Origin of the sequence: Mesorhizobium sp. M7A.F.Ca.MR.148.00.0.0 (genome assembly GCF_003997735.1) — a bacterium.
GTDB lineage: Bacteria > Pseudomonadota > Alphaproteobacteria > Rhizobiales > Rhizobiaceae > Mesorhizobium.
Genome location: NZ_RZTB01000636.1, coordinates 1 through 250, shown reverse-complemented (window position 1 = coordinate 250; position 250 = coordinate 1). Strand labels below are relative to the sequence as shown.

Here is a 250-nt window from a genome sequence, read left to right as displayed (position 1 = left end):
GCAGGTTCTCGCGGGTGAAGGTGTAACGGTTGCCGTCGGCCCCGGATATGAAGCCGAAGCCCTGGATCTCGTCATAGTGAAGTACTTCGCCGCGCATTTGCCACCCCCGCTCGCCACGTCCCGGCCGAAGGTGGCACAGGGCCGGGCCGATGGGCAAGACGGCCAGCATGGCTACCGTCTTCGCGGCAAATGAAGCATAAGGCATCGAGTGCAACCGCCTTCGACAGAAGCAGAACATGACAGTCGAGAG

General features: G+C 62.0%; 1 pseudogene. It reads right to left on the bottom strand.

From position 1 onward, the window contains the following. Positions 1–97 (bottom strand): annotated as a pseudogene (locus EOB49_RS38520) (DUF805 domain-containing protein); the annotation flags it as partial. Positions 98–250: the final 153 nt, after the last annotated feature.